Below are 26,166 nucleotides of genomic sequence, written 5' to 3' on the forward strand. Positions count from 1 at the left end.
CCGCTCGCTTCCTTCAGATCGCCCGATCAGCGCATCACGCGCTCGACGGCGATGGCGGTCGCTTCACCGCCGCCGATGCATAGCGCGGCGACGCCGCGTTTCAGGTTGCGCGCTTCCAGTGCGTGCAGCAGCGTCACGATCAATCGCGCGCCGGTGGCGCCGATCGGATGGCCGAGGGCGCAGGCGCCACCGTTGACGTTGAGTTTGTCCGCGGGAATGCCGAGATCCTTCTGCGCCGCCATGGCGACCACGGCAAACGCTTCGTTGATCTCGAACAAATCGACGTCGGAGACCGACCAGCCGACCTTGTCGAGCAGCTTGCGGATGGCGGGGATCGGCGCGGTGGTGAACCATTGCGGTTCCTGGCTGTGGGTGGCGTGGCCCTTGATCTCGGCCAGCACCGGCAACCCCTCGCGATCGGCGAGCGAGAGCCTGGCCAGAATGAGGGCGGCGGCGCCGTCGGCATTGGCGGAGGAGGCGGCCGGCGTAATGGTGCCGCCCGCGCGGAACGCCGGCTTCAATCCGGGAATCTTGGCAGGATCCACCTTGAGCGGATGCTCGTCGCTGGCGATGACGCGCGGGCCGGCTTTCTCAGCCAGCGTAATCGGCGCAATCTCGGCCCTGAACGCGCCACCCTCGACCGCCTTGCGGGCGCGGGTCAGCGTCTCGATCGCGTATGCATCCTGGTCCTTGCGGGTGAACTGATAGGTCTCTGCGGTCGCCTCGCCGAAATCGCCCATCGAGCGGCCGGTCTCGTAGGCGTCCTCCAGCCCGTCCATCATCATGTGATCGATGATCCGGTCATGGCCGGCGCGGTAGCCGCCGCGGGCCTTTGCGAGCAGGTAGGGCGCATTGCTCATGCTCTCCATGCCGCCGGACAGCACGATGTTGGCGGAGCCGGCCTGGATGATGTCGTGGCCCAGCATGGTCGCCTTCATGCCGGAGCCGCAGACCTTGTTGACGGTGGTGGCGCCGGTGGCGTCCGGTAGTCCGGCGCCGCGCGCGGCCTGTCGCGCCGGGGCCTGGCCCTGTCCGGCCGGCAGCACATTGCCCATGAAGACCTCGTCGATGCGGTCCGGTGCGAGTTGCGCCCGTTCCAGCGCCGCGCCGATCGCGTGAGCCCCGAGCTTGTGCGCGCTGAAGGGAGACAGCTCGCCCATGAAGCGGCCAAGCGGCGTGCGGGCGGCAGAAAGGATGACGATGGGATCGGCGGCGGCGGACATGATGGGTTCTCCTGTTCGGTCACGGATTATTATATGATGATAATCATATATGGCGTCATTGCAAAGAGGCGCCGCCGTCGTAGGGGCCGCGATCTATCTGGAAAGTTCCCCGAAAGTTTCCTGGGGAATAAGGCCGGGAGCGACCGCTTTTCGGTCCTGAGAGGTTGCTGCCGCGCGGCTGTCCCGCGATACACGGTAGCGCCGCTAGACGCAGGCGCTTCCTCCCGATCGGATGTTGAGCCTCGCGGCGTCGAAAGGATTAGCACCAATGATCCCGCACCCGCGCCGATGGCATTCGGTGCGGGAACCCGATCGATGCTATGCTTTGTTCTGCAAGAAGAAGCCTCCCGGAACTGAGCTTCGGTGAATGCCAGCCCCTCCGTCCGAAGGCGACCCCGGAACAGTCCCCCTGTGGCCGGGGCCTCTTTTGGAACGAAAAACTTCGCCGGTCAGAAAAGCGTTTGCAAGCCTTGCCGATGCAATGGTTCGCCGCGCAACGCGGGACATCATGAATCGCTAGTGAGAAACGGAGGATTTGATCATAGGCGGCGAATCCGACGGGACGAGGTCGACGCCGTCGGAACTGACGCTGCGGCCGGCGGCGATGGCGACTTGCGTGCGATTGCATACGCCCAGCTTGCGCATGATCTCCCGGACATGGACTTTCACGGTTGTCTCGGTCATTCCGAGCTTGCGACCGATAACCTTGTTGGGATCACCCTGGCACAGGCAGGCGAGAACGGCATACTGCCGCTCGGTAAACTCGGGCGCAGGCCGCGTATTCTCGCAGCCATTGCCGCGCTGGATGCCTGAGGACTTTCCATCAAAAAGGGAGCTTTGCTGCTCGTAAAGCCCACCATCCGGGCCCGGCATCGATGCCTGATTTTGTTGTTCGGGGTCTGGAACGGTTTGAGCCAAATCCGGCGACCCGAATTCTATCGATGACGCCCCGCCGGCGCGACCGGCCATGATGACGGTCGGAGGAAAATAGGTTCCTCCGCGCAGGACGAATGAAAGCGCTTGCAGTGCAAGATCCGGAGGCATCGAATTGCTGAAGTAGCCCCTGGCTCCCGAACGGATCGCTGCAATGATGGTCGCGGGATTTTCGTCATCGGAGACGATTGCCACCGCGGCCTCCCGGCGCAGCATATGCAGCACCTGTATCTCGTTGAATACCTCAAGGGCGGAGGGAGCGCCGACGCTGTAGATCAGCATGTCGCATTCGCTGCGCTCGACGAGCCTGATGTGCGCCTCTTCAGGATCGAGCGAAATCAGCTCAACCTGTTCGTTACTGGCCCAAGGACTTAGGAAGCTCTCTGCTCGAGCCCGTCGAAAAGCCATTGCGTCTACAATAAACACCGTCTTCTTCGGTGGGACTAACATAACGCGCCCCCGGACTATGTGATGCTATCGATAGATTGTTTCCGAACCGCGCTGGTCGCTATTAATTAGTTCACTTAACGTCAAAATTGTTCAGAAAAAGTTTACTCCCATAAGGGGGCGATGCCAAGAAGCTGGAGTGTGACGAGATGTCGTCAAAACCTAGTCATTAATGGGTATTATTCATTCTTCGATTGGAAAAATCACGCTCCACAACCTTCGCTATTATATCTTTCGATATGTACATCCGTGGTGGCCAAGCAGGTACGATAGCATTCCTCTCGTCCCCTGCACGTCGCGGACACATACGATGTTTGTCAGCAAGCTGCCCCCAAAGCCGGATTTCGAAGCGCTGGCGGCCGCTGCCCCGGCTTCGGCGGATCGTCGCACATTCGTTCTCGCCCTGATGGGGAACCTGATCTGCAGCTGGTCCAATAACGAAAGTCTCTTCATCTATGTTCTGATGATCCTGCTGCGGACCGACGAAGCGTCGGCCGCCGTCGTGTTCGCGACGCTGAACACCACCCGCGCGAGACTCGATCTGATCCAGCGACTGGCCAAGATCAGAGTAACCGACAAGGCACTCGCCAGGAATCTGACTGCGCTTGTCGAACGCTTTTCGGAATCCACCAAGGTTCGCAATGAACTGAATCACTGCATGTTCATCTTCGACGCCGCAGGCGCCATCACCCACACCCAGTCGATGCGGTTGATGGAGACAAAATCGAGCCTGAGGTTCGGAGAGATAAAGGCACTGGATGACAGCCGCCTGCAGGAGATGCTGCGGACCACCAGCGATATGACGAAGATCAATCGCGACATCTGGGATCTGCTTCCGCGCCTCGAAGCGCATGTCTGCGGCGGTGCGCAGCATCCAGACCTTCCCACCAAAGTGGCCTAGAGCTGATCCCGAAAAATGGGCGCCGGTTTTCCCTCGCGACAAGCGCGAACGCGTTTGCGCGGAGATCATGTTCAAATCAAAGAGTTAGGGCGTGCTGACGATTCGAAGAAATGTCATCACGCCCTGGACGCCGTCCGCGACGACGGAACTTCGTGCCGTTGTCGCGGTCTCATCTTGCGTTCTCGAATCACCGAAACGCGGCGTGCGTCAATCGTTGGATATCGCAAGATACAACGTCAGATCGAATGCATGCATGTTGTTGGCGAGGCTGTGTCGGCAAACTGACAGAGCTGGCATCCGCAATCAGGCGGTGCCGGCCGTCGGAAGAACCGACATTGCAGAGCAGCGCCGCGCTTCGCAGACCGCAGACTTAGAAGATCAGCGATCTCGTTCCGCTCGCGATGCTCCAAACCGCAGGAGCACGTCATGAGTAAGCCAAAGCACAAGTGGGATCCCAAGGATCAGGACCAGGATCAGGACCAGAAGCAAGACCAGGCACAGGCGCAGGCCAACCTTCAGGCACAACTCCAGGGGCAGGGCCAAGGTCAGGCCCAGGGCCAGGGCCAGCTCCAGTTTGCCGTGCAGTCGCTGGATTCCAAGAGCGAGAACGACAACGACAACGACAATGATAACGAGAACAAGAACGAGAATTCCAACGAGAACAAGCTCGACAACAAGCTCGACAACTCGCTCGACAACAAGGTCGATAACGAGGTCGACAACAATATCGAAAACAAGATCGAGAATACCGTCGAGAACAAGGTGGACGTCGCCGTCGACGTGAAGGTCGATCTTGAACTCGACACGGACGGGCTCAGCACCCCCGTCATCGATCTCAGCCACTTTACCACGGCCGGCTCGGTGGTCATGCCCGACGTGGTGAACCAGAAGATGGAAGACGGCAACCAGTTCAATATCGATCAGGTCAACAACCTGGTCGATCAGGATGCCAACACTTCGCAGGCTTCCTACAATGGCGGCGGCGGCGGATCATGGTGTGATCCGGGCGCAAGCTTCAACATGGAAGCCAAGATCGAGGGCGGCGAGTCCAAGATCGACGCCGGCGATATTGGAGCGCGTGCAGACGTCGCCTCGAGCGCCGATGCGGCCATCAACCAGTCGGCCTTCGACCAGAACATCACCCAGGGTGCGAACATCCAGTTCAACAGCATCACCATTCAGGCTGCTGGTGTTGATCTGACCGACAGCGATACACTGTAGTCTTGCGTACGGTCCGCGCGGCGTTAGCCGCGCGGATCATTTGCCTGAAAATGATTTTCAACACTCGCTGCAGTTGCCGGCGGGCCGTCGTGCGGTCCTGACATTTTACGGCGACACGGGAGGGTCCCATGGCGTCAGCGAATTTTGTCGAAATAATTTCCCATTTTGCAGGATACTTGCGGATCTTCAACGACATCGCCCGCGACCGTGCCCACTACGATGAAACGCTCGCTCCCCGTCCGTCCGACGACTACGCGACCCCGCGACCGAATTACGACCATCGCTTCGCTCCTGACGACATGGACAGCGAGGCGCTCCGGGTGCCGGAACCGATGCTGGATGATCCGATCCATCTCGTCCGAGGCCGCCCGCTCAAGCTGCTCCACGGGCCGCAGGATTCCGATTTCGATTTCCTTCCGACTTCGCCGAAACCGAACATCCCGCTGCCGAAACCTGCCGGCGGCGGGGGCGGTGGCGGCGGCGATTATCAGATCAGGGTGAAATACCAGGATGGCGGTCAGCAGACCCAGCTCACGATCCATCAGTACAACGTCATGGAGGACGACGACGCCAATCTGCCGGCTGACGTCCTTGGCGTCGTCAGCCCGCTGATGGCGCAGCTCAGCAGCGATGCGATGGCCACCATCGAGCAGTTGGCGGCCGATGCCAATGCGGAGATTCCCACGGACTGGCTGATGCCGCAGAACGATGCCGGCGCGACAGAGTTCCTGAAAGCTCATGACGCCGCATGGGTCGGTCGCGACGGTACGCCGGACGAGCACTCGGTGCCGACGGGATATTATGTCAATGGCGAGTTGCAGGAACGACCGACAGAGCCGACGCCGACGAACGAACCGGAGCCACTGCCGGACACCGGCGACGGGATCGGCCAATGGGCGACATTAGGCGGTAACTTCAGCATCAACGCGTCGCTGATTGTCGATCTTGGCGAGGGGGTCCGCACCATGGTGGTGATGGGCGATTACTTCAAGACCGATGCCATCTTCCAGACCAATACGACCGTTGACAATGACGAGATCAGCCTATCGGGCGGGCACGGCTCGCCTTCGGTGAGCAATGGGGAGAATGTCGCAACCAACATTGCCGACTTTATCCAGAAACCCAGTATCTACGCCGGCTTCGTGGCGCAGGTGGCTGGCCCGAACTGGATCATCGACGTCGTCGATGGCGACTATTACAGCGTTCACGCGGTGGCGCAGGTCAACTACCTCTCCGACAACGATGTGGGAACGCAGGTCAGCGGCAGTTCCCATTACAACCTCGTCGGCGGTCACAATCATCAAGGTAATCTGTCCCTGGTCCTCGATGGCAGCATTCACTACGACCTGATCATCATCAACGGCAGCTATCACGGGCTGAATGTAATCTTTCAGAACAATATCCTGCTGAACAACGACAAGATCGTGATGGCGGCCGACGGCTCAGATCCGTCTCAATCGGTGAGTTCAGGCGCCAACAAACTGCTGAACGAAGCAGCCATCGAAAATTACGGCGGCGATACTTTCGGCGAATTGCCGCCGAACTACGAGTTGATCCAGGGCCTGCTGGCCGCCGGCATGACATCGATCGACCCCGAGTTGGGCAGCGCCCTGGCCGGCAATGGCGGCGGCACCCTCAAGATCCTCTATATCACCGGAGACTATTACGACATCAACGCGGTTTGGCAGACCAACGTCACTTCCGATGTCAATGTGATGTATCAACTGCAAAACCAGCCGGCGCCCGATCTGATGGCGCTTGATCCCGATGGGGCTGTGACGCAGTCGGTCAGTACCGGAAACAACGAACTGGCCAACGACGCCGCGATTGTCGACGTCAATCCCGACGTCACATACGTCAACGGTCAGGTCTATACAGATTCCATTCTGGTACAGGCCAATCTGCTGCCGTCAGCCCCGGACGACGCCGTCAACGCCGACACCAATGCGCTCGTGACCGAGCTCATTGCCTTCGTCGGCGATGCTCAGGACACGACGTCCCCGCCGCCGGCTGTGGTTGCCAATACGGTTCAGGCGGATCCGATGGCGAGCATGCTGCATTAGCGGCAACGGCAGAATGCTTTGTTTATTGCAGTCGTAGGAGAGTTTCCAAATGTGGGGCTGGGATGATCGTCCAGGCAGTGCCGGGAGTTCGCGGCTGATTCAGTATGACGAAACAAGAACGCATACGGCGAAGATCATTCCGCTTCGCCCGTGGTTTGATCCGCCACGCCCGCAGCCCGAAGAGCCGCCCATCGCATTTGCCGACGAAAAGGAACCTGCGAAGGAGACCCCTCCGGCAGTAGCCAAAACCGCCGAGCCGCCATCAGTCGAGCCATCGCTGCGCGAGGAAGCCAAGACGGAAGCCAAGACTCCGGCGCCGGGATCCACCGTCGTGATCGAGCAGAGGGGGCCGGCGCCTCCGCTTCATCATGGCGGGGACAAGGACGGCGGCGGCTCCTCCGGGGGTGGTGGCGGTGGAGGCGGTGGCGGCAAGCCGCCCCTGCACAAGCGTTCGAACGACTATGAATTTCGCGATGTGCTCGGCAGGGGCCTGGCCAACGCCCGCCGCAATCTGGTGACCGTCGGGTTGTTCTCGGTTGCGGTCAACCTGCTGGTGCTGGCGATACCGATCTATTTGTTCAACATGTCCGATCGCGTGCTGACCAGCCGCAGCACGGATACGCTGGTGATGCTGACGATCATCGTGGTCATCGCGATCGGCGCCCATGTGCTGATGGACATGATGCGACGCATCATCCTGATGCGGGTCGCGGTCGAGACCGAGGCCCGACTGGGTGGGCCCGTCCTGAGCGCCGCCGCCAAAGCGGCACAGAGCGGATCCAGCCGCGAATTCCAGACATTGGCGGACCTTCAGCACCTGCGCGCGTTCATTACCGGACCAGTATTGCTGACGATGTTCGATACGCCGGTGTCGCCGGTCTACTTCGCGGTTGTGTTCCTGATCCATCCCCACCTCGGCTTCATTGTGCTGGGGTCGGGCGTCGCGCTGATCATGGTGGCGCTCCTGAACCAGCGGGTTACGGCGATTCCGTTCAACCAGGCCAACAATTACGGCGCCAGGGCAAACCTGCAGGCGGAGTCTATGGCCCGCAACGCCCAGGTCATCAATGCGATGGGCATGATTCCGGAAGGCGTCCAGGTATGGGGCCGCGAAACCGTGGAGTCCCTGAAGGCGCAGGTGATCGGGCAGGACCGCAACATCCTGTTTACGGGGGTGTCGAAGTTCCTGCGGCTCTGCACCCAGATCGCGATCCTGGGCTGGGGCGCGTGGCTGGCGCTGGAAAGCCAGATCACCAGCGGCATGGTCATTGCTGCCTCCATCGTCGCGAGCCGCGCGCTGGCGCCGCTGGAAGGCACCATCGAAGGCTGGCGCAACTTCGTGCAGGCGCGATCCGCCTATGCCCGCGTCAAGTCGCTGTTGTTGAACTCGCCGCTCAACCTGGAGCGGCTGCGGCTGCCGCGTCCCGCCGGATATCTCAACGTCGAGCGCATTCTCTATGTGCCGCCGCCCAACAAGAAGGTGATCCTGAACGGAATCAGCTTTCAATTGAAGCCGGGGGAATCGCTCGCCGTCGTCGGAGACTCCGGTACCGGAAAAACCATGCTGGCGCGCATGCTCGTCGGGTCCATCATCCCGACCGCGGGCAGCGTGAGGCTCGACATGATGGACCTGCGCAACTGGGATCCACGCCAGTTCGGCGAGAGCGTCGGCTACCTGCCGCAGGATGTGCAATTATTCCCGGCCACCATCAAGGCCAATATCGGCCGGATGCGCGAGGATGCCCGCGACGAGGACGTCTTCGACGCTGCCGAGACCGCCGATGTGCATGAGATGATCTCGAGCTTCGCCCAGGGTTACGAGACCATCGTCGGGATGGATGGAAGTCCGCTGTCGGGCGGCCAACGGCAACGGATCGGATTGGCCCGCGCGTTCTACGGCAATCCGCGCCTGATCGTGCTCGACGAGCCCAACTCGAACCTGGACGCCAATGGCGAGCGGGCGCTCGCCAAGGCGCTGGTGCGCGCCAAGGAAAAACAGATCACGGTGGTAACGATCACCCAGCGCGCGGCCCTGCTGATGAGCGTCGACAAGATCATGATCCTGCACCAGGGCGCGGTGCAGGCTTTCGGCAGCCGCGACGAGATCATTCCGATGATTGCCGGACGCAAGCCGAACAATACCCCGATGGGGCCGGATATTCCGCCTTCGCTGAATTGAGGGGCGTCGGTCGGGCTTTACAGGAACGAGGTTGCGCGATGGCCAACAGGAAAATTGCGGACCGCTCCGCGGAATCAGAAGGCACCTGGTACGATTCGCTGCCGCGATCGACCAAGCTGCCGACCGCTGCGGGGGCGCTGATAATGGCGGTGGTGCTGATGGGATTCGGTGTCTGGGGCAACATGGCGCCGATCGCCGGCGCCGTGGTCGCCTCCGGCGTATTCGTGGTGACCGGACAGAACAAGATCATCCAGCATCTCGAGGGCGGCATGATCCGCCAAATCTACGTGCGCGAAGGCGACACGGTAGAAGCCGGACAAACCTTGCTCGAGCTCGACGACACTGCGGCGCGCGCGGAGTTGCAGCGCCTGTTCTTGCGTCGCATCAGGCTGACGGCGATGGATGCCAGGCTGACTGCCGAGATGAAGGAGGATCCGGAAATCAAGTTTCCTGCCGAAGTCGGCAGTTGGCTGGCGAGTTCGCCCGAGGTGAAGGAAATCGTGGACAGCCAGCAGATGACGTTTACAGCGCGGCGAAACAATCTCAGCAGCGACATCAAGAGCATCCAGGAGAGCATCAACGCCCTGGAGGAGAGAATCCGGGGATCTCGGGTGCAGCTCGAGGCAGTCCATCGCCAGATCGTTCTGCTCGACGAGGAAATCGCGACCAAGGACAAGCTGGTGCAGGCCGGGCTGGTACGCAAACCGGAATTGATGGTGCTGCAGCGTTCCAAGGCCAATCTGGAAGGCGAAGTCGGTCGCATCATGGGCGACATCGGCGATGCCAAGGAACGCATCGCGCGCGCGCTCGAGCAGATCAATGGCGTGCGCAAGACCGCGATCAAGACTGCGGTCGAGCAGATGCATGAGATCCGCGGCGAACTGGCCGACGTCCGCGAGCGGATGCTGAGCGCCAAGGGCGTACTCGATCGTGTCCGGGTCACGGCGCCGGTCAGCGGCGTCGTGGTGAAGCTGCGCTATCACACCCGGGGCGGGGTGGTCGAGGCCGGCAAGAACATCATGGAGCTGTTGCCGTTGAAGGACGAACTCATCATCGAGGCGCGATTGCGGCCGCAGGACATCGACCACGTCAAGCACGGGCAAACCGCGATGGTGCGGTTGACGGCGCTGAACCAGCGCATCACGCCGATGGTCTCCGGAGATGTCGTGTACCTGTCGGCCGATACGCTTGCGGATGAAAAGAAGTCCCAACAGGTCGGGCCCACCGACATCTATCTCGTCCGCGTCAAGCTCAACGGCGAGGAGAGCAGAAACGTTCCGAATTTCAGTCCGACGCCCGGCATGCCGGCCGAGGTCTACATCAAGACGTCGGAACGAACCTTCTTCCAGTACATCGTCAGGCCGATCCACGACAGCATGACGCGTGCATTCCGGGAGCGCTAGTCATCGCGTAAGCAAGCATACAAGCACATTGGAAAGGGGCATCCGCCGTGCATATCGACATCATCGAAGACCTGCCGTCACTGGCCAAGCTCGAGGACAACTGGAACACCGTCTACGACGAGGATCCCGAGGCCCAGATATTCCTGTCGTGGAAGTGGCTGCACGGCTGGCTTTCCTGCATCCACGGGCCGTGGTTCATTCTTGCTGCAAAGGCCGGCAAGGCCGCCGACCTGCCTTATGTTGCATTCTTTCCGTTGCGGCTGCAGACCACGATCGAGGACGCCGACATCATCCACGACATGAGGATGGCAGGCAGTTTCGGCGCCGACTACACCGGCATCGTCTGCAGGCCAGAGATGGAGAACAAAGTCCTTCCCGCCTTTGCCCGCTACGTCAGGCACATGAACTGGGCGCGCTTGAATCTCGACAATTTGCGAATGTCGGAGCGGCGGGTGCGGCTGCTGCTGGCGTGCTTCCCGAAAGCCGGTTTTCGTTATAGCGAGGCCAACGCGGTCAACAAGGTCGACGGGATCGATAACAGCCTCTGCCCCTATGTGACGCTGCCCGGGGACTGGAATGCCTACCTCGACACGCTGAGCACTAACACAAGGCAGAAGATTCGGCGGCTGCTGAAGCAGGTCGACGAGCCGGGCGAATATTGGATATCGGTCTCCACATCAGAAACTTTCGAGCAGGACCTCAAGACCTTGCTGGGGTTCTGGGAGACAAAGTGGCGTCCCCGCAAGGGGGACCGCACCGACAGCCTCGTGCGCTCGAACGGCGCGATGCTGACGCGTAGTTTCCAATCCGGTCTGGTGTACCTGCCGACGTTCTGGCATGGCGAGCGTGCCGTCGCGGCGTTGGCCACGCTGGTGGATCCGCGCAAGCGGACGTTCTCATTCTACATGACCGGACGTGACGAGACGTTCGAGGGACCGCCTGCGGGAGTGATCCTGCATGCCTTCAGCATTCGCCACGCCATCGCGAACGGCTTTAGCGAATACGACTTCCTGCGCGGCAACGAGCCCTACAAATATTCGTATGGCTGCGTCGAGCGCAAGATCCGCAACACGATCGTGGAGACCAGGGACGGCAGGAATCTTCGCACCGGCATCGATCCGCGGAGCATTCCGGACGTGTTGCAGAAGGCCACTGAGCTGCACAAAAAGGGGAAAATCGCCGAAGCCGAGATGGGCTACCGCCGGATTTTGGGCGCGCAGCCGAAACACGCCGACGCGTTGCACCGGCTGGGCCAGTTGTTGGTGGCGAAGGCTGATTTTGTCGCGGCCAAGCGGGTGTTCCGCACCTTGACCGCGGTTCGCCCCGGCGCCGCCAAGGCGTGGCAGTGCCTGGGCCAGGTCTGCGAAAGCCTCGGTGAGCATGAGCAGGCGCTGCGTCAGCATCTCGAGTTCATGCGGTTGCAGCCGGATTCGCCCGACGGGTTTGTCGCGGTCGCCAGGTGCATGGCGAAGCTCGGGCGAATTGCGGAAATCAATGCCGCGCTGTTGGCTGCAATCGAACCGGCGAGCGGACCGTCGGTGAGGAAGTGGCGCGATTGGCGAAGCATACCGGATCGGCAGGCCTCGGACCGTTCGATCTCGGCGTAGGGCGGGATAGATGAATTCCGCAAAAGCGCGTGGTCCCAGAACCGGACCCCGTAAAGGGGCACCCGATCAACAGCCTGCGCTGCCTGCAGGGACCCGTGTCAGGACGAGCGCACTCGGAGCGATGCGATGCCCAAATCTCGCCGGCCGGGAAGCGGTTGTGATCGGCTCGGGTCGTTATCGCAGCACCATCCGCGTCATGTTCGACGGTTTCAAGTCGCCGACATCGCTGCATAGCAGCTACATCGAACCCGTGGTGGAGGAAGAAGGTTCTTCCGCCCAGGCCAGCGCGGTACGCCCGGGCGCCGGCTCTACCCGACAGGGAGAAGCCGGCGTCCACGTGCGGGGCAGGCGATTTCATTGAAGCCCGAAGGGGGAGGCGCCAGGTTCCGTCCGGCTGGAACTCTCCTGCCCGCAAACCGTTGATTTGCCGGCGGGCGAGTTTGCTTTTTCGAACCCGCATCTGCTTCCACGTTCTGTCGAGGTGTCGCCTGCTGCGAAGCTCATCCATCCTCATTCCGGGTAAAACCGTCTGGAGAAGGTGCAAGGCAAGGCGGCTGGCAATTCTCAACGACGCAGCCGCATATTTCGCCGCTCTGCGGGAAGCGCTGCTGTGTGCGACGCGGCAGGTCTACATCATCGGCTGGGACATCCACAGCCAGACCCGTTTTGTCGGGCCTTCCGGGCATGCCGAGGATGGCTATCCCCAAGAACTCGGTGCGTTTCTCAAGGCGCTGCTGAGAGAGAAGCCCGAACTGCGTATCAACATCCTGAGCTGGAATTTTCCGGCGCTGTATGCGACGGAGCGGGAGTGGAATTCGGCTGCCAAATTCACCCTGGACGCACCGGACCGGCTCCGTTTCTGTTTCGATTCCAGCCTTCCCTTAGGCTCAGCGCAGCATCAGAAGATCGTCGTCATCGACGGCGCGCTGGCGTTTTCCGGCGGCCTCGACCTGACGATCCGGCGCTGGGACACCAGCGAGCACAAAACCCATCACCCGCTACGGGCCGATCCCGACGGCAAGCCGTATCCGCCGTTTCACGACGTGCAATGCATGGTGGATGGCGAAGCCGCGGCCAGTCTGACGGAAGTGGTGGAGAACAGATGGCGGGCCGCCGGCTGCACGGTCGAAACCTCGGAGGCGGTCGCGGACGAACGCTGGCCGGCCTCGGTGCCGGTGCAGTGCCGGGGCATGGCGGTCGGCATCGCCCGCACCGAGATCGCAACCGCAAGCGATAGCGGTGTCAACGAGGTCGCGCGGTTGTTCGAGGCCTCGATCAATGGGGCTGATCGTTTCATCTATATCGAGAACCAGTTCACCAGCGCCACCGACATCGCGCGCCTATTGGCGCAGCGGATGTTGGACGTGCCGCAGCTTAGCGTCCTGATCGTGACGCCGAAGATGCATTCGTCCTGGTTCGAATCGCAGGCGATGCAGAGCGGCCGCGGCGGATTCATCGCGCCGTTCGTGGCGGCCGGCGTCATGGACCGGATCCGCTTTGTCTATCCATCGACGCAGGACGGGGACGAAGCCGCTGCCGTCATGGTGCACAGCAAGGTAATGATCGTCGACGACCGCATCCTGCGCGTCGGTTCGGCCAACCTGAACAATCGCTCGATGGGCGCGGACACCGAATGCGACCTCGCCTTCGAGGCGACGTCCGAGGCGCATCGAAAATTTATCGGAAGGATTCGCCGTCAACTGATCGGCCATTTCTGCGGTGTCGACGAGCGGGAGATCGCACGCAACGAAGCGGATCTCCTTGGATATCTGGATCGCTTGGCCGAGGGTGAGGGTGCGAAATCGTTGCAGCCGATCGATCCGGCCGCGACCGCCGGCAGCATGGCGACCATGGTACAGCCGGTCGCCGATCCCAGGGAGCCGCTTCATCTCGACCGTGCTGCGACGCGCATGTGGACGGCAAGAACCATTTTTGCCGTATCCGGATTGGCTGCGGCGCTCGCCGGCCTGGCGCTGGTCTGGCAGTACACGCCCTTGCGCGATTTCGCCGATGTCGGCTTCGTCTCCTCGGTGATTTCGCAGCCCGCGCGGTCGCAATTTGCGCCGCTGTTCGCGATTGCCGCCTTCGTGGTCGGTGGGCTGGTGGTGTTTCCGGTGCTGGTCTTGATCGCCGCGACAGCGGCGGCGCTCGGGCCCTGGATGGGTTTCTTCAGTGCCGGCGCCGGCGTGCTGCTCAGCGCGCTCACGCTGTTTTCGATCGGCCGCGTGCTGGGCCAGGCGCGGTTGCAGAAGCTGCTCGGCCGCCGGGCTGCAAGGGTTCAGGGTCGCATCATCGGCAAGGGGGTCGTTGCTGTCGCCATGATCCGGATGGTGCCGATCGCCCCGTTCTCGATCGTGAACGTGGTGGCGGGCGCCAGCAAGCTGAGCCTGCGCGATTTCCTGCTCGGCACCGTGCTGGGCATGGCGCCGGGGATCGCCGTGATGGCCGCGCTCGGGGCGCAGATTGCGGATCTCGCCCGGAATGCCTCATGGACGAATGCGCTGCTGCTGGCGCTGGCGATCCTGGCCTGGATCGCGCTGTGCCTTGGCGTGCAGTTCCTGGTGACGTGGATGGCGGGACGACGAACGTGACGGCGACCCTGCGCATCATGACGTGGAACGTGCACGGCATCTTCCACCTCAATCCGGGTTTCGATCTGGAAGGTGTCTGTTCGGTCATCCGCCACTGGTCGCCCGATGTGGTGGCGCTGCAGGAAGTCGATTCACGCGGCCGAACCGACGATCCCTTTGCCCTTCTGGCGAAGGCCGTCGGCGACCACAGCGTCGATGCAAGATCGATTGTCACGCAGGACGGCGATTACGGGCAGGTGCTGTTGAGCCGCTGGCCCTTTGCCGAACCGCCAACAATTTCCGACGTCTCCTATCAGGAACGTGAGCCCCGCCGCGCCATCGCCGCACGCATATTGTCGGACTTCGGGGAGATGACGATTATTGCGACCCATCTCGGCCTGAGCATCCATGAAAGGCACGCCCAGGCGCACGCTTTGATCGACCTGGTGCAGCCGACGCGAACGATCGTGCTCGGCGATTTCAACGACTGGTTCTGGGTGAAATCGGTGCGGGGCGTGCTGGCGCGGATCTGCCCGGTCCGGACGCGGCTGCGGACGTTTCCCGCAAGATTGCCGATGATGCGGCTGGACCGGATCTATGCCTCGCGCGACCTGATCATCCGCTCGGCCTGGACCGATCGCAAGGCCCGTGCCTATTCGGACCATCTGCCTGTGATCGCTGACGTCGTGTTTCCGGACTAAATGGTGACATCAGGCGGGCTTGGCCGGATGCTGCGTTCTCGGATGGCGCTCATGCAACAGCCTCGCCAGATCGTGACGGAGCTCGGACCGGTCGCGCATGGCGGTCTCGAACAGCGCTTCCTGGATGTCGCGCGGCATGTCGCCCCAGACTGCCATCGCAGCCTCGCCGAGCAATGATGCAAAGGTCTGTTCGCTGGTCATGTCGATCCTCCCGATTTTCGACGTTTGACCGGAACGAAGGTTCCCATCGACTGGCATCAATCCCGTTTCGTCCGTTGACGAATATGGAGTTACGGACCGGCCGGCAGCCCAAGCCGCCCGACGCCGGGCAATTTCAGCGCGGGGCGGCGGATGTCGAAGCCGAGCACGCCACCGAAGAAATTGAGCTCGAATCCTTCGATCCATCCGATCGTCAGCCCGAGATAGCCTCCGAGCGAAGCAAACACGCCGGTGCGCGACGGCGTGAAGCCGACCCAATCGCCATGATAAGGGTAATCCTTGCCGATCGCCGTCGGCGGCAACACCGCTTCGAGTTCCGGAACGGCATTGAGGATCGCCTGGATGAAAGTGTTGGAGTTCGGACCGGGCCAGGCGCTGTAATCCCCATAGGCGCGAAACCTGTAGGTCTCGATCACCGAACGGATCTTCGGAATGAGCGCTTCAGCCTTCGGACCGTCGACGCTGACGACGGTTTCGGGGATCTCGCCAAACCAGCGGCCATCGGCCTGGAATCCGTCGATCCGGATCGGTTCGCCCCAGGCCGTGTAATCGTAGCGGCTGTAACGGCTGGCCCCGCGCTCCTTCACCACGATCCAGGTGTGAACCGCGAATATCCCGCGCCAGCGTACGGTTCTTGCCGCGAAAACCCTGATGACGGCATCCGCATGTTCGGAGGCCTTGGGAAGCAGCCCGGCGCTCGAACGGTCCGCCGTCTGCCAGTTTTCACGCCTGTCGCCGAGCAGATATTTCAAGGCGGAAACAGCCACAGGAACGAGCACGAGGAGAAGAAAAATGACGAGGTATCTTTTCACGGCGGGGGGGCAGTTGGAGCGGATTGCAGGCTCTTGATGTAGTCGCTCCAATCCTGATTTCCAGTTCAGCCCAGCCGGGGTAGCAAAAGTGGATCAAAAGTGCAGAAAGCCCAAGGCGACAAGCAGCGCGAAGGTCACGGCTGCCGAAAGCAGCAGCGAACCGAGACATCCCAGCCGGTTCGAGAAAAACAGGAACATTTGGTTGCCTGTCTAAAGCGTGACGACGTTTCTTCGAATCGTCATCCCGCTTTATCTTTTTGTTTGAGCATGATCTCCGCGCAAACGCGTTCCGCGTTTGTCGCGAGGGAAAACCGCTACACACTTTTCCGGATCATGCTCTAGGACTTCGCTTCTCCGATCGTGTCCGCCATCGTCGCGCCGCGCCGACCCAGCGGCTTGTTTCCGCCCTCGGTGCTGTCGACCGCGGTCTGATGCTCGATCTCCGCATTGAGTTCGGCGCCGAACAATACGACGATCGTCGACATCCACATCCACATCATCAGGCCGATCGCGGCGCCGAGCGAGCCGTAGGTCGCGTCGTAATTGGCGTAGTTGGCCAGATAGAACGACAGCAAGGCCGAGCCGGCGAGCCAGGCGAGCGTTGCAAGCACGCTGCCGACGCTCAGCCAGCGCCATTGCGCCGCGCGGCGGCTTGGTCCGAACCGATAGAGCATGGCGAGGCCCAGAAGCATGGTCAGAACCAGAACGGGCCATCGTCCGAACCGGAACAGAGCATCGGTGACGGCCCCGAGCCCGATGGTGGATAGAATGATCGGGAGTGCGACCACGGAGCCGATGGCGAGAAGTACCGCAACCAGTCCGCCAAAGGTCAACGCGAGGGAAACGGCGTTGAGCTTGAAGAAACCACGCTTCTCGTCCTCGTCATAGACGACATTGAGCGCATCCATGATGGCCTTCAGCCCGCCATTGGCGCTCCATACGGCAAGCAGCAAGGAGAACAGAAAGGCCAGTCCCAGCCTGACCTCACCTTGGGCCAGCACCCGGCCGACCTGATCCCTGACGATGCCGAGAGCGCCTTCCGGCAAGATGCCCGCAAGCATCGTCATGTGGTCGTTGATCGTGCTTGCATCGGCGAAAAGCGCATAGGACGAGACGAGGGCGGTAATCGCCGGGAACAGCGCGAGCAGCCCATAGAAGACGACGCCGGCGGCGACAGCCAGAAGCCGGTCTTCGCCGATCTGCTGGCAGGTCCTGATCAGGATGTCCTTCCATCCCCTCCAGGGAATTTGCCATGGCGACACCGCGCGGCGGCCGCGGCCCTGATCGCCTGAAGGCGCTGAAGCGTCCGGTTCGCGCCGCGCCGGTTCGGACCTCGTGTCGTGCAGGTAACCCACAGTGTTCATGCCGGACCTCTACGCTTTAATGCGCAGGGAGCGGTGACGTTCCTCCGGTCACGTCGCGACGGGCAGGCGGTTGTGCCGCACCGGAGAGTGCTGATGGCGATCGACTATCGCCCCCAGCGCAACACCACGGGATCGAGCTGGCGGGCGATTTCGACGAGACCGGCGCGCGCCGCCGGGTGAACCCTTTGCAAGGGATGGCGAACCGCGTCGGATCCGATCACGCCGCCTTCCTTCATCAGGATTTTTGCAGCCTGCAAGCCGCACTGGCGGTTTTCGTAATTGATCAGCGGCAGCCAGCGCGCATAGGCCGCCATCGCCTCATTGCGGCGCCCTGCTAGATAGGGATCGATGATCTGCCTGATGCCATCAGGATAGCCGCCGCCCGTCATGGCGCCGGTCGCCCCGGCATCGAGATCGGCCATCAGCGTGATGGCTTCCTCGCCATCCCAGGGCCCCTCGATGCTGTCGCCGCCGGTGGCGATGAGATCGCGCAGCTTCGCTGCCGCCATCGGCACCTCGATCTTGAAATAGCTGATGTTGTGAATTTCCCGGGCCATGCGCGCCAGGAGATCGACGGACAGCGGCGTGCCGGCAACCGGCGCATCCTGGATCATGATCGGGATATCGATCGCGTCGGACACGATGCGATAGAAGTCGAAGATGGCCTTTTCCGGCACGCGGAAAGTGGCGCCGTGATAGGGCGGCATGATCATTACCATTGCCGCACCTGCGTCCTGCGCCTGGCGGCTGCGCTCGGCGCAGATGCGCGAGCCGAAATGCGTCGTCGTCACGATGACAGGCACGCGGCCGGCGACGTGTTCCAGCACCGCATGCATCACCTGTTCGCGCTCGGCATCGGTCAGCACGAACTGTTCGGAGAAATTGGCCAGGATGCACAGCCCATTCGAGCCGGCATCGATCATGAAATCGATGCAGCGCCGTTGCCCTTCGAGATCGAGCTCACCCTTTTCGTCGAAAATGGTGGGAGCGACGGGGAAGACGCCGCGATAGGGCCGTTTTGCAGTCGAGGTCATTCTTGAGGTTCCGTTCGAAGGAGATCAGTGATTGTATGGTCGTCCAATTCATTCATCAACATGCTAGAAAGCCGGACACGATCGGGCAGCAAGACAAGGAAGAATCGATGGGGGGAGTTCTAGAGGGCGTTCGCGTCCTCGATTTCGGACGCTATATCGCGGGGCCCTATTGCGCGACATTGCTGGCGGAATTCGGCGCGGAAGTCATTCGCGTGGAGAAGCGCGACGGCAGCGAGGACCGTTTTGTCGCGCCGGTCGGCGAAGGCGGCGAGGGCGCGCTGTTCCTGCAGGTCAACCGCAACAAGAAGTGCATTACGCTCGATCCGATGAAACCGGAAGGGCAGGAGGTGATGCGCCGGCTGGTTGCTACCGCTGACGTCGTCGTCGCCAATCTGCCACCGCAGACGCTGCGGGCGATGAAGCTCGATTATGAATCGCTGAAGGCGATCAAGCCGGACATCATCCTGACGACGGCAACCGCCTTCGGAAACCCCGGGCCGTGGTCCGACCGCGTTGGCTTCGATGGCGTTGGGCAGGTGATGTCGGGTGCGGTGTACATGACGGGCAAGGGCGATCCGCCGTACCGCGCTGCGGTGAACTGGGTCGATTTCGGCACCGCGCTGCATTGCGCCTTCGGCACGCTCGCCGCGCTGATCGAGCGCGGCAAATCCGGACGCGGCCAGATCGTCGAGGGCGCGCTGCTGGCGACCGCGCTCTCCTTCACCAACGCGACGCTGATCGAGCAGGCGGTGATCGCGGCCAACCGCGTACCATCAGGCAATCTCGGCCAGACCGCGGCGCCCGCCGATATCTACCGCACCAGGGATGGCTGGGTGCTGTGCCAGGTCACCGGCCATCCGCTGTTCATCCGCTGGGCCAGATTGATGGGCGAGGCGGATCAATGGCTGAGCGATCCGCGCTTCGCCGACGACATCAAGCGCGGCGACAACGGCCCCGTCATCAGCGAACGGATGGCGCGCTGGTGCGCCGAGCGCACCACGCAGGAAGCCGTCGATACGCTCGGCAAGGCGATGATTCCGGCAGGACCCGTGCTGAGCCCGCAACAGGCGCTGGAGCATCCGCATATCCGCGCCACCGGCTTCATGCAGGACGTCGATTATCCCGGCTTGCCGAACCCGGCACCTACGGTGCGCGCCGCGGTCCGGCTGTCGGAAACCCCAGGCGAAATCGTCACGCGTCCGCCGACGCTCGGCGAGCACACAGATCGCGTGTTGGCCGATATCGGCTATGACGCGGATGCGATCGCCGCGCTTCGCAGGAACGGGATCATCTAGATGCAGTGGACCCGGCGCCTTGCTCGTTGCTGTCGGGCGGTTCTTCGCCTGACCGGCGCCCGGTCGTCCGCGCCATGACACTCCTCTCCATACCATCCAATCCCGTTCCGGAGGGCGCGCTTGCCGGAACGATCGGGGCGCCGGACGGCACCGCATTGCGTTTTGCGTGCTGGGTGGCGCCAGCCAAGGGCAGGGGCACCGTCTGCGTCTTCACCGGGCGCGCCGAGTGCATCGAAAAGTATTTCGAGACGGTGCAGGATCTGCGTAACCGCGGCTATTCGGTGGCGATGATCGATTGGCGCGGGCAGGGGCATTCCGCGCGCCGGCTGAGCAATCCGTTCAAGGGCCATGTGCAGAGTTTTTCCGAGTACCAGAGCGACGTGGCGGCCTTCGTCAAGCAGGTGGTGCTGCCGGATTGCCCGCCGCCCTATTTTGCACTGGCTCATTCGATGGGCGGCGCGGAGATGCTGCACGTCGCGCATGCCGGTAACGAGGTGTTCGAACGCCTTGTGCTCTGTTCGCCGATGGTCGACCTGCCGGGTCTGCGCGCGTCGCTGCCGATGCGCGGCCTGGTGCGTCTGCTGTGCGCGGCCGGAACGGGCGAGCGATTCATTCCGGGCGGCAACAGCGATCTGATCAAGCCATCGGGCTTCCCCGGCAATCCCCTGACCTCGGACCGGCACCGCTATGCCCGAAACGTGGCTATCCTGGAAGCCGATCCGACGCTCGGGATTGCGTCGCCGACCGTGGCATGGCTCGACGCGGCCTTTGCGGCGATGGCCGAGTTTCGCTCGCCCGCGTTTGCCCGCGGGATTCACCGGCCCGTCCTGATGCTCGCGGCGGGCGATGACACCATCGTATCCGCTCCTGCCATCGCAGCGTTTGCCGGGCGTCTGCCGGCGGGATCGCATCGCCTGATCGCAGGCGCGAAGCACGAAATCCTGCAGGAAGGTGATCGCTATCGCGACCAGCTCTGGGCCGCGTTCGATGCGTTCATGGCGGGGTAGGGCACTTACTTGTAAATCCCAAACGCCCAACGACTGTCGATGTCCGCATTTGCAAATCGGACATCCGGGTTGGCCTTCAGCTTGACTGTTTTGTGCCATGCAACAGCGTCGACATGCCCTCCGTTGCCGCCGCCTTCTCCGTGCGCGGGAAATAGATCAGAGCCAGCAAATGACGAGCACCGGCCGATGACAACCGTGACGCGCCCGGGGGACCTGCCAGACAACCGAGCAACGACTTGACCTGCAACTCAGCCAAATCTGGGCGAAACTCAACGCCTGTGGTAGGGTACACGCCCAACCATGGGTAGCGTCATTTTTTGCTAAGTTTGGCTTTAGCGAAATCACATCGGGGAGCTAACTCAAACGGGAGGCGACAAATGAAGGAGATTAAGCCGGTCCATATGGGCAACAGTGGTCCCAAAGTATCCAACCTGCATAAGGGCTTATTGTTTCTCCTCTTCCATCAACCCGGCATTTCGCACAACAACCGCAAATCTCTTCAACAGATGCTCGCGCCCGAGGTCCGCGCGCAGACGTTTGGAAATGCGACCGCGGAACTCGTTGGGATATGGCAGTATCAGTTGAAAAACTGGCCTAATTATCTGCCTCCTCTCCCAAAGTCGCTTAGGGATGAAGTCCAAAATAAACTCTCGATCTTGCCTAACGGCAGAGGCAATGGCGATGTCGATGAGGTGACAGCCAAGGCTCTGAACTGGCTTCTCAAGAAATTCGGCGCACTCTAGCGACGTGGTGTCGAGCTACGGCGGACGCAGTCGCTTTGCCCGCCCCACAACTGTACCCGCCGTCATTGCGAGGAGCGAAGCGACGAAGCAATCCATGCTTCCGTTATGCCGCGCGATGGATTGCTTCGCTTCGCTCGCAATGACGTGGTTAGGCCGCGGCGTACTGGATACCCCGCCTGTGCGGGGTATGATGGCCGGCCCCTTCCTTGCAAAAGCTTGAAGTTTAAAATATATGCTGGACCATCATCCTGGAGGCCTGGCCGATGTCTCAATTGTCGCGTTCCTCCCATGCGCTCGTCACCGGTGGCGGGCGGGGTATCGGCCTTGCGGTATCGGCGGCGCTGTCGAAGGCCGGTGCGACGGTAACGGTGCTCGGCCGTAACAGCGCGACGCTCGATGAAGCCGTCGCATCCGGCGCGGCGCAGTTCGCGGCCGTAGCCGATGTCGCCGATCAGGCGTCGATCAAATCGGCCGTTGCGGAAGCCGCCGCGCGGCAGCCGATCGATATCCTGATTGCCAATGCGGGCGCGGCCGAGTCCGCACCCTTCGGCCGTTCCGATGCGGCATTGTTCCAGCGGATGATGGACGTCAATTTCATGGGCGTGGTCCACGCCACGCAGGCGGTATTGCCCGGGATGGTGGAACGCCGCCACGGGCGCATCATCGCCGTCGCGTCCACTGCCGGCCTCAAGGGCTATGCTTACGTTTCGGCCTACAGCGCGGCGAAACATGCCGTGATCGGCTTTGTCCGTTCGCTGGCTCTGGAGACGGCGAAGAGCGGTGTCACCGTCAACGCGGTTTGCCCCGGCTTCACCGAAACCGATCTGCTGGAAGGCTCGATCGACAACATCATCAAGAAGACCGGCCGCAGCCGCGAGCAGGCGGTCGCCGAACTGGCGAAGCACAATCCGCAAGGACGCCTCGTCGCGCCGTCGGAAGTCGCCGACGCGGTGCTGTGGCTGTGCGGCAAGGGCGCCGGCGCCATCACCGGTCAGGCCATTGCCGTCGCAGGCGGCGAGGTCTGATCCAACAATAATGCAATTCAGGGAGATCCCATGAGCAAGCCCGCAAACCCCGTCACGTTGCCGCTGGCAGACTATTCGCCGAAACACTTCCTGCTCGCCGTCGTCGATCGCGTCGCCACCGTGACGCTCAACCGTCCCGAGCGAAAGAATCCGCTGACCTTCGAAAGCTATCGCGAACTCACCGATTTCTTCCGCGCCTGCGCGATGGATGACGAGGTCAAGACCGTGGTCGTATCAGGCGCGGGCGGCAATTTTTCGTCCGGCGGCGACGTGTTCGAGATCATCGGCCCCTTGATCCAGATGGATACCAAGGGCCTCACCGCCTTTACGCGCATGACCGGCGATCTGGTGAAGGCGATGCGCGCCTGCCCGCAACCGATCGTGGCCGCCGTCGAAGGCATCTGCGCCGGCGCCGGTGCGATCATTGCCATGGCGTCCGACCTGCGGCTGGCTGCGTCAGGCGCCAAGGTCGCATTCCTGTTCAACAAGGTCGGTCTCGCCGGCTGCGACATGGGCGCCTGCGCGATCCTGCCGCGCATCATCGGCCAGTCGCGCGCGTCGGAACTGCTCTACACCGGCCGCTTCATGACCGCGGAGGAGGGCGAGAAATGGGGCTTCTTCTCCAGGATCGTCACGGCGGAACAGGTGTTGCCTCAGGCGCAATTGTTGGGCAAGCAGATCGCGGAGGGGCCGACTTTCGCCAACACCATGACCAAGCGTATGCTGGCGATGGAATGGGCGATGTCGGTGGAAGAGGCGATCGAGGCCGAAGCGGTGGCCCAGGCGCTCTGCATGACCACGGAAGATTTCAATCGCGCGTTCGAGGCGTTCTCGAACAAGCGGACCCCGGCGTTTCAGGGGAATTGACGATGACGTAGCCCGGGTGGAGCGTAGCGAAACCCGGGATTTCGCCTCAAAACAGAACCCCGGGTTACGCTTCGCTCCACCCGGGCTACGAAGGGACCTCTTGCCAAAAATTATTTTAGGCTTAAAGTAATTTCCGGACGAGCCAGACAGCCTGTTTCGGAGGCGGCAGATGAAGATCGCGATTATCGGCGGCGGACCGGCCGGTCTCTATGCCGCGATCCTCTTGAAAAAGCAGCGGCCGCAGGCCGAGATCACGGTCTATGAGCGCAACCGCGCCGACGACACGTTCGGCTTCGGCGTGGTGTTCTCCGATGCGACGCTCGACAATTTCGAGAAATACGATCCGCCGAGCTATCGCCGCATCACCGAGGAATTCGCCTATTGGGACGATATTGCCGTGCATTTCCGCGGTACCGTGCACCGCGTCGGCGGCAACGGTTTTTGCGGTTGCTCGCGCCGGACGCTGCTGCTGATCCTGCAAGAACGGGCTCGCGAACTCGGCGTGACACTGCTGTTCGAAACCGACATCGATGACGAATCTCGATTTGCCGACACCGATCTGATCGTGCTCGCCGACGGCATCAACAGCCGCTTCCGCGACAAGCACATCGAGCATTTTCAGCCGCAGATCGACCTGCGCTCCAACAAGTTCGCGTGGATGGGCTCGACCCGGCCGCTCGACGCCTTCACCTTCATTTTCCAGGAGACCGAGTGGGGGCCGTTCATCGCCCACGCCTATCAATACGAGGCGGGACGCTCGACCTGGATTTTTGAGACCGATGCCGAAACATTTAAGCGCGCCGGCCTCGAAGGCCTGGACGAACAGCAATCCGCCGATCGGATGGCCAAGATTTTCGACTGGTTCCTCGACGGCCATCCGCTGCTGATCAACCGCTCGATGTGGCGCAATTTCCCGATGATCCGCAGCCAGCGCTGGGTCAAGGGCAACATGGTGCTGCTCGGTGATGCCAAGGCGACTGCGCATTTCTCGATCGGCTCCGGCACCAAGCTCGCGATGGAAGACGCGATCGCGCTGGCGGATGCGATAGCGCAGGCGCCGAATGTCGACGCCGCATTGCAGACTTACGAGCACGGCCGGCGCGAGGAGGTCGAGAAGACCCAGCACGCCGCCGACGTGTCCCTGGTCTGGTTCGAGCATGTCGACCGCTTCTGGGATTTCGATCCCGTGCAGTTCGCCTTCGGCGTCATGACCCGCGCCAAGGCGATCACCTACGATAACCTCACGCTGCGCGCGCCGGAATTCGTCCGCGAGGTCGACAAGGCGTTTGCCAAGCAGGTGCGCGGCAAGGGCTTTGACGTCGATCTCGACAAGCCGGTCGCGCCGATGTTCCAGCCATTGAAACTGCGCGAGATGGAAGTGGCGAACCGCGCGGTGGTTTCGCCGATGTGCATGTATTCGGCAAGAGAGGGCATGCCCACTGATTTCCATCTGGTGCATTACGGCGCGCGCGCGATCGGCGGCGCCGGGCTGATCTTCACGGAGATGACCTGCGTCGGCCGCGACGCCCGCATCACGCCGGGCTGTGCAGGTCTGTGGAACGACGAGCAGCAGGCGGCATGGACGCGGATCGTCGATTTCGTCCACGCCAACTCGGCCGCAAGAATCTGCCTGCAGCTTGGCCATGCCGGCCGCAAGGGCGCGACCAAATTGATGTGGGAGGGCATGGACCGGCCGCTGGAAGAGGGCGGCTGGGACACGATCTCGGCGTCGCCGCTGCCCTATTTCCCCGACAGCCAGGTGCCGCGCGAGATGGATCGCGCCGCGATGGACCACGTCAAGGCCGAATTCGTGGCGGCCACCTTGCGCGGCGTCGCCTGCGGCTTTGACATGCTCGAGATGCACTGCGCCCATGGCTACCTGCTGGCGAGTTTCATCTCGCCGCTGACCAACCAGCGCACCGACGAATATGGCGGGACGCTCGCCAACCGGCTGCGCTATCCGCTGGAAGTGTTCGAGGCGATGCGCGCGGCGTGGCCGGCGCACAAGCCGATGTCGGTGCGCATCTCCGCCACCGACTGGGCCGCGGGCGGCATCACCGGCGACGACGCGGTTGCGGTCGCGCGCGCCTTCGGCGAGGCCGGCGTCGATCTGGTCGATGTCTCCACCGGCCAGACCGTGCGCGACGCGCAGCCGATCTATGGCCGGATGTTCCAGACGCCGTTCTCCGATCAGGTCCGCAACGAGGCCCGGGTCGCGACCATGTGCGTCGGGAACATCACGACCGCGGATCAGGTGAACACAATTCTGGCCGCCGGCCGCGCCGACCTGGTGGCGCTCGGCCGGCCGCACCTGGTCGATCCGTCCTTCACGATGCGGGCGGCCGCCTGGTATGGCGCCGATGTCGCCTGTCCGCCACAATATCTGCCCGGCAAGGAACAAATTTTCCGCAACAGCGTGCGTGACCGGCAGGATTTTGAAGACCTCAAAATTAAGGGTAAGCCGAAAACCCGCGCCGAGTTGAAAGCCGAGGCGACAAAGCCGCTTGCAGCCGAATAGGCCGAATGGCAGGCTCTCTACGTCACCTCCCTCT

21 protein-coding genes are annotated in these 26,166 nt (G+C 62.1%); 15 read left to right on the plus strand and 6 right to left on the minus strand.

The features are described 5' to 3' along the window. Nucleotides 1-26 precede the first annotated feature (26 nt). Complete coding sequence (locus LMTR21_RS09290) at nucleotides 27-1,223, minus strand: acetyl-CoA C-acyltransferase (protein WP_065751259.1); 1,197 nt, start codon at nucleotides 1,221-1,223, stop codon at nucleotides 27-29. 516 nt (nucleotides 1,224-1,739) lie between these two features. Continuing rightward, nucleotides 1,740-2,582 (minus strand): LuxR C-terminal-related transcriptional regulator, encoded by an 843-nt coding sequence (locus LMTR21_RS09295; RefSeq protein WP_246175419.1) that lies wholly within the window; start codon nucleotides 2,580-2,582, stop codon nucleotides 1,740-1,742. Nucleotides 2,583-2,913: 331 nt separating this feature from the next. Between LMTR21_RS09295 and LMTR21_RS09300 the strand changes: the two genes are divergently transcribed. The 9 genes from LMTR21_RS09300 (at nucleotide 2,914) to LMTR21_RS09340 (ending at nucleotide 15,248) form a co-directional block, all read left to right on the plus strand. Then, nucleotides 2,914-3,504 (plus strand): hypothetical protein, encoded by a 591-nt coding sequence (locus tag LMTR21_RS09300; RefSeq protein WP_065751257.1) that lies wholly within the window; start codon nucleotides 2,914-2,916, stop codon nucleotides 3,502-3,504. A 426-nt stretch (nucleotides 3,505-3,930) separates the two neighbouring features. Then, nucleotides 3,931-4,725: a hypothetical protein gene (locus LMTR21_RS09305; RefSeq protein ID WP_065751256.1), complete on the plus strand. Its 795-nt coding sequence runs from the start codon at nucleotides 3,931-3,933 to the stop codon at nucleotides 4,723-4,725. Nucleotides 4,726-5,024: 299 nt separating this feature from the next. Continuing rightward, the gene (locus LMTR21_RS09310) at nucleotides 5,025-6,788 is read left to right on the plus strand and encodes a hypothetical protein (RefSeq protein WP_246175420.1); all 1,764 of its coding nucleotides are present in this window, start codon (nucleotides 5,025-5,027) and stop codon (nucleotides 6,786-6,788) included. A gap of 49 nt (nucleotides 6,789-6,837) precedes the next feature. After that, nucleotides 6,838-8,967: a type I secretion system permease/ATPase gene (locus LMTR21_RS09315; protein ID WP_065751254.1), complete on the plus strand. Its 2,130-nt coding sequence runs from the start codon at nucleotides 6,838-6,840 to the stop codon at nucleotides 8,965-8,967. 38 nt (nucleotides 8,968-9,005) lie between these two features. Continuing rightward, nucleotides 9,006-10,370 carry an HlyD family type I secretion periplasmic adaptor subunit gene (locus tag LMTR21_RS09320; RefSeq protein ID WP_065751253.1) on the plus strand — a complete coding sequence of 455 codons (1,365 nt, stop codon included), beginning with the start codon at nucleotides 9,006-9,008 and terminating at the stop codon, nucleotides 10,368-10,370. 47 nt (nucleotides 10,371-10,417) lie between these two features. Next, nucleotides 10,418-11,977 carry a GNAT family N-acetyltransferase gene (locus tag LMTR21_RS09325; RefSeq protein ID WP_065751252.1) on the plus strand — a complete coding sequence of 520 codons (1,560 nt, stop codon included), beginning with the start codon at nucleotides 10,418-10,420 and terminating at the stop codon, nucleotides 11,975-11,977. A gap of 157 nt (nucleotides 11,978-12,134) precedes the next feature. Further along, on the plus strand, nucleotides 12,135-12,338 hold the full coding sequence (locus LMTR21_RS09330; protein WP_065751251.1) for a hypothetical protein: 204 nt from the start codon (nucleotides 12,135-12,137) through the stop codon (nucleotides 12,336-12,338). A 79-nt stretch (nucleotides 12,339-12,417) separates the two neighbouring features. Next, a complete protein-coding gene (locus tag LMTR21_RS09335; RefSeq protein ID WP_246175421.1) occupies nucleotides 12,418-14,568 on the plus strand; it encodes a VTT domain-containing protein in 2,151 nt (716 codons plus the stop codon). Further along, on the plus strand, nucleotides 14,565-15,248 hold the full coding sequence (locus tag LMTR21_RS09340; RefSeq protein WP_246175422.1) for an endonuclease/exonuclease/phosphatase family protein: 684 nt from the start codon (nucleotides 14,565-14,567) through the stop codon (nucleotides 15,246-15,248). The genes LMTR21_RS09335 and LMTR21_RS09340 overlap by 4 nt, the downstream gene beginning before the upstream one ends. Before the next feature lie 9 nt (nucleotides 15,249-15,257). Here the strand turns inward: LMTR21_RS09340 and LMTR21_RS09345 are convergent, their stop codons facing one another. From LMTR21_RS09345 to LMTR21_RS09360, 4 genes are all read right to left on the minus strand, one after another. After that, entirely contained in the window at nucleotides 15,258-15,449 is a 192-nt protein-coding gene (locus LMTR21_RS09345; RefSeq protein ID WP_057833427.1) for a hypothetical protein, read from the minus strand. 89 nt (nucleotides 15,450-15,538) lie between these two features. After that, entirely contained in the window at nucleotides 15,539-16,219 is a 681-nt protein-coding gene (locus LMTR21_RS09350; RefSeq protein ID WP_430642533.1) for a DUF3750 domain-containing protein, read from the minus strand. 398 nt (nucleotides 16,220-16,617) lie between these two features. Continuing rightward, on the minus strand, nucleotides 16,618-17,643 hold the full coding sequence (locus tag LMTR21_RS09355; RefSeq protein WP_084030455.1) for a YihY/virulence factor BrkB family protein: 1,026 nt from the start codon (nucleotides 17,641-17,643) through the stop codon (nucleotides 16,618-16,620). A gap of 104 nt (nucleotides 17,644-17,747) precedes the next feature. After that, entirely contained in the window at nucleotides 17,748-18,677 is a 930-nt protein-coding gene (locus LMTR21_RS09360; protein ID WP_065751249.1) for a dihydrodipicolinate synthase family protein, read from the minus strand. A 107-nt stretch (nucleotides 18,678-18,784) separates the two neighbouring features. Between LMTR21_RS09360 and LMTR21_RS09365 the strand changes: the two genes are divergently transcribed. From LMTR21_RS09365 to LMTR21_RS09390, 6 genes are all read left to right on the plus strand, one after another. After that, nucleotides 18,785-19,972, plus strand: a complete 1,188-nt coding sequence (locus LMTR21_RS09365; RefSeq protein WP_065751309.1) for a CaiB/BaiF CoA transferase family protein — start codon at nucleotides 18,785-18,787, stop codon at nucleotides 19,970-19,972. Between the two features lie 74 nt (nucleotides 19,973-20,046). Then, a complete protein-coding gene (locus tag LMTR21_RS09370) occupies nucleotides 20,047-20,979 on the plus strand; it encodes an alpha/beta fold hydrolase (protein ID WP_065751308.1) in 933 nt (310 codons plus the stop codon). 377 nt (nucleotides 20,980-21,356) lie between these two features. Beyond that, nucleotides 21,357-21,722, plus strand: a complete 366-nt coding sequence (locus LMTR21_RS09375; protein WP_065751248.1) for a hypothetical protein — start codon at nucleotides 21,357-21,359, stop codon at nucleotides 21,720-21,722. A gap of 263 nt (nucleotides 21,723-21,985) precedes the next feature. After that, a complete protein-coding gene (locus LMTR21_RS09380) occupies nucleotides 21,986-22,747 on the plus strand; it encodes an SDR family NAD(P)-dependent oxidoreductase (protein WP_065751247.1) in 762 nt (253 codons plus the stop codon). A 30-nt stretch (nucleotides 22,748-22,777) separates the two neighbouring features. Next, nucleotides 22,778-23,614 (plus strand): enoyl-CoA hydratase family protein, encoded by an 837-nt coding sequence (locus tag LMTR21_RS09385; protein WP_065751246.1) that lies wholly within the window; start codon nucleotides 22,778-22,780, stop codon nucleotides 23,612-23,614. Nucleotides 23,615-23,783: 169 nt separating this feature from the next. Continuing rightward, nucleotides 23,784-26,132 (plus strand): bifunctional salicylyl-CoA 5-hydroxylase/oxidoreductase, encoded by a 2,349-nt coding sequence (locus tag LMTR21_RS09390; protein ID WP_065751245.1) that lies wholly within the window; start codon nucleotides 23,784-23,786, stop codon nucleotides 26,130-26,132. The last annotated feature ends 34 nt before the right edge of the window (nucleotides 26,133-26,166 follow it).

It is taken from the genome of Bradyrhizobium paxllaeri, assembly GCF_001693515.2.
Lineage (GTDB): Bacteria > Pseudomonadota > Alphaproteobacteria > Rhizobiales > Xanthobacteraceae > Bradyrhizobium > Bradyrhizobium paxllaeri.